At 45.5% G+C, this 4,139-nt stretch carries 5 protein-coding genes; 4 read left to right on the forward strand and 1 reads right to left on the reverse strand.

What is annotated here, in order from left to right:
• From ENN47_03320 to ENN47_03335, 4 genes are all read left to right on the forward strand, one after another.
• Window positions 1-153: phosphohydrolase (locus tag ENN47_03320; protein HDP77213.1), on the forward strand; the 153-nt coding region annotated here is incomplete at its 5' end.
• On the forward strand, window positions 95-523 hold the full coding sequence (gene ybeY, locus ENN47_03325; GenBank protein ID HDP77214.1) for an rRNA maturation RNase YbeY: 429 nt from the start codon (window positions 95-97) through the stop codon (window positions 521-523). The genes ENN47_03320 and ybeY, both read left to right, overlap by 59 nt.
• A gap of 3 nt (window positions 524-526) precedes the next feature.
• On the forward strand, window positions 527-1,768 hold the full coding sequence (locus ENN47_03330; protein HDP77215.1) for a DUF1015 domain-containing protein: 1,242 nt from the start codon (window positions 527-529) through the stop codon (window positions 1,766-1,768).
• Entirely contained in the window at window positions 1,765-2,469 is a 705-nt protein-coding gene (locus tag ENN47_03335; GenBank protein ID HDP77216.1) for a 2-C-methyl-D-erythritol 4-phosphate cytidylyltransferase, read from the forward strand. The genes ENN47_03330 and ENN47_03335 overlap by 4 nt, the downstream gene beginning before the upstream one ends.
• Here the strand turns inward: ENN47_03335 and ENN47_03340 are convergent.
• A complete protein-coding gene (locus ENN47_03340; GenBank protein HDP77217.1) occupies window positions 2,466-3,644 on the reverse strand; it encodes a hypothetical protein in 1,179 nt (392 codons plus the stop codon). The genes ENN47_03335 and ENN47_03340 overlap by 4 nt on opposite strands.
• Window positions 3,645-4,139: the final 495 nt, after the last annotated feature.

Raw genomic sequence — 4,139 nt, forward strand, 5'->3', positions numbered from 1 at the left:
AAGATCATTGAAGCCTTCACCAGAGTTTTGATGAGCATGAATCAACAGAGAATCGAGTATCCGAAAGAAGCTACTGAAAAGGTGGTGTCGATCAGTGGAGATTCTGATCAAAAACAAAACACTGAAGAAGATAGAAGAGAGCAAAATAACTAGCATCGCGGATAAGGTTATAAGAGCAGAACTTGGCGACAGAAATATAGGGGCATTGAACATTCTTCTCACAGATGATTCCGAAATTAGAAGTATAAACAAGGAGTTCAGGCACAAAGATGAACCAACAGACGTACTTTCCTTTCAGTACGGTTTGGAGGAAGAGACGATTGGTGATATAGTGATTTCGCTCGACAGAATCTCACAACAGGCTGCCGAGTTTGATAACTCATTTGAAGAAGAACTGTATTATATCTTGATTCACGGCGTGCTGCATGTTCTAGGTTATACCCACCATGGATACGATGATGAAGGAGAAGAAATATTTGATCTCCAGCGAGATTACTACACACGGTTTGTTGAGGAGGGATAGAGTTTGTCTGATTTCAGACCTTTTAGAGCGGTGAGACCTGCTGATGGAATGGAGCAAAAGGTCAACTGCCCACCTTATGATGTGATATCTTTTGAAGAAGCCAGAGAGATTGGGAGAAATCCAGAGAGTTTCATGCATGTCATCAGAGCTGAGATTGATCTTCCCATGGAATCAGATCATTATGCCGAGTCGGTCTATATGAAGGCAAAAGAGAACTTCGAGAGAATGTTGAATGATGGAATCCTCGTACAGGAGGAGGAACCGCTTTATTATGTTTACTGGCAGAAGATGAAAGATCATGTGCAGATTGGAGTAGTCGGCGGAGCCAGTGTGGAGGAGTATCAGAGAGATCTCATAAAGAAGCATGAACTCACAAGACAGGACAAAGAAGAAGATAGGGTAAAGCATATAAGAACCGTCAATGCAAATACGGGAATGGTCTTCCTCACATTCAGAGCAGATGACAAGCTTGATACTCTTTTGCAGGAGTACTGCAAGCAGTTGCCTCTGTCGATGCGAGTCATAGATGAAAACGATGTTGAACACAGACTGTATGCCGTCAAGGAAAAAGAAAAGGTGTCGGAGCTGAGGAGCGCATTTGAAGAAGTCGAGTGCATGTATATTGCCGATGGTCATCATCGTGCAGCGTCTTCTTCCAGAGTGAGGGAGATTCTTAAGGAATCCAACCTGGGGCATACGGGAGATGAAGAGTACAACTTCTTCATGGCAGTAGCATTTCCCCATTCTCATCTTGAGATAATGGACTACAACAGAGTAGTGCAGGATCTGAACGGTCTGTCCGAGTCGGAGTTCTTAGAGAGAGTTGGTCTTGTCTTTGAAGTTGAAGATGCTCCGGAGAGTCCTTTCAAGCCTCTAAAGAGACACGACTTTGGCATGTGCCTTTTGGGAAAGTGGTATAGACTAAGCGCAAGAGAAGGCACGTTTGACGCAAAGGACCCTGTTTCCAGCCTGGATGTCGATATACTTCAGAAGAACCTTCTAAGCCCTCTTCTTGGGATCGATAATCCTAGAAAGGATTCGAGGATCGATTTCGTCGGCGGAATTAGGGGTCTGAAAGCTCTTGAAAACAGAATTGCAAATGGCTGGGCAGTTGCGTTCTCGATGTTCCCCACTTCGATGGATGAGCTTTTGGCTGTCGCCGATCAGGGAAGGATAATGCCTCCGAAATCAACCTGGTTCGAACCAAAACTGCGCAGTGGGCTTGTGGTTCATTTGCTGAGATGAAAACAGGGGCACTAATAGTAGCAGGCGGTTTGGGGTTGAGAATGAATTCCTCTCTTCCAAAACAGTTTATGCCTCTTTCAGGAAAAGAGGTATTCGTAAGATCCGTGGAAATATTCCACGGATCTGCCTATATTGATTTCATTGTGCTGGTCGTTCATAAGGACTGGTTGGGTCAGGCGAGGAAGATTCTCGAGAAAAGAGAAATAGACTCAGTAAGTGTAGTTTCTGGAGGAAAGACAAGGCAAGAGTCAGTTCAGAACGGGCTTTTGTTCTGCGAAACAATCAGACCAGAGATAGTCATGATACATGACGCGGCAAGACCTTTCTTTTCGAAAGAGCAAATTCCGGAGATTCTTAGACTTGTCACTCCTGGAACGGGAGTAGTAGTAACCGAAAAAACAACGGATACGGTCTATCTGGTGGAAGATGAAGTGGTGGTCGACGTTCCGATTAGAAGTAATCTCAGACGGGCAGAGACCCCACAGACCTTCAAGTTTAATGAAATCCTGCAGGCACATAGAAAAGCAGCTGCAAACGGAATTCAAAGCTCAACAGATGATGCGCAACTGTTCATAGGGTGTGACGGCAGAGTGGTTACTGTCGACTCGATCGCTCCAAACCCGAAGATAACTACTCCTCTCGACTTCAAAATGGCCGAGCTGCTGATAAATAGAGAATATGACTTCAATAGAAGCGATTAATACTCACTCAAAGAGAATTCGGGCACGGAATTCGAGAGCTTGAAAAGCGCCTCTATGCTTCTTCCGAAAAAGAGGTTATCAAAGAAGAACTTCACCGCGCTGTCCAAATAATTTACCGCATCTCTCTTGTTCATGAACCTTCCTGTCTCGCCGAAGAAGTAAGTTAGTGGAGAGAGATTTCTGACCATTGCGAAGTCGACATGTCTCATGTCGCTTATGCTTAAGTTGTAGTTCGAATTGGCAGAATCTTTCGAAACCACTGAAAGAAACTCACCATTGACACCGGATTCCCATTCACTTGAAGTCATCAATAATACTGGATTTGAAAGCCCAGAAACCAATTCCTGAATGGTGAAACCTTCAAGGGTAGGATCGGCCAGAACCATCGGAATTTCTTCGTTTGAAAGCGCGTACCGTATGGCGACGCTCCCGCCTCCGGAATGGCCGTAGAGACCGATGTCCTTCATATTCAATCTTTCATAGAAATCTGAATAAGGGTCTTCATTCATCTCTTCTAGAAACTCAATTACATAGTCTATATCACGAGAAAGATACTCGGACAGAAACCTGAGCTTATTCTCTCTTGTGCTTTCAGGCAATCCGTCAAGAAGGTCGTTTCCGAGAAAATAATAGATGCTATTGTCCGAAAATGTAACTACTGCACAGGCGCCCGGATGCTCTATTCCTGCGACAAGATATCCGCTGCTAGCCAGGGTCTCGGCCAGGGAGGTATGTAATTCACTTATTGACGACCAACCGAGAAGCAATATGATAATGGGCCAGCCAGAAGAGTTAACGGATGGCGGCGCGTCTACGAATGAATTAGTTCGTACTCGGTATAGATGCTCGAACAGGCCCTTCGGGTAACCGGTCATTATCTCGAAGCCCTCAAAGATAATCGGATCATTGTCTATCCAACCCTTTCTTTCATAACCGGAAATCTCATCTGCCGGATACCAGATATCCAGACGTATCTTCGTTGAATCCGAGTAACTGATTCCGGTAACTCCAATCGGTTCGGGATTCGTCACTTCGAGAGAACGAAAACCGACCTTATGAGGTCCGTCAGGTACGGGCATGTGATTCAACGGGAAGAGATAATTCAAGATTGCGAGGGCGCCAAAGAGAATCCCAAGGATCGCAGCTATCATCGAATTGCCTGCCTCTGATCTCATTGATCAGCCTCCTCAAGGGGCACAAGGACTGAAAACCAAACGAGTTCACCATGACATTATATCAAGAGCGATCTCAAGCATCAAAAGGATTATTCTTCTCCTCAAAAAGCGATAATGAAAGAGATAAGATGACTTCGAGAGCTCTTCTAAATGACCGCCTTTCATCGCAAAGCAAGAACAGAAGTGATGCCGGAGTAAAACAATAGACGCAAGGCTGGGCAATAACGGCCCAGGTCGCAATGCCGGCCAAGAACATGCCGGGACGCAATGCCCGGAGGAGCATCCGGGGACGCAAGGCTGCCTTCGGCAGGAGGCCTTCTCAGGTCAACCGTCAACAGTCCACCGTCCTCCGAATCGCGCGGATCGCCCTTCGACCCCCAAAGGTTGGACAAGAAGTCAGCGAATCACGGTTTTACGATCTGAATCGGAGTTTCATCGTTTAGTACTTTAAAAGCATTAGGTGTTAAGTAATTCAAAGATGCATGCGGTCTAAGA

Origin of the sequence: Mesotoga infera (assembly GCA_011045915.1) — a bacterium.
GTDB lineage: Bacteria > Thermotogota > Thermotogae > Petrotogales > Kosmotogaceae > Mesotoga > Mesotoga infera_D.

Coding starts and splice junctions, on each gene's coding strand:
- ENN47_03335 (HDP77216.1), top strand. CDS start 1,765: ATGAAAACAGGGGCACTAATAGTAGCAGGCGGTTTGGGGTTGAGAATG.
- ENN47_03340 (HDP77217.1), bottom strand. CDS start 3,644: ATGAGATCAGAGGCAGGCAATTCGATGATAGCTGCGATCCTTGGGATT.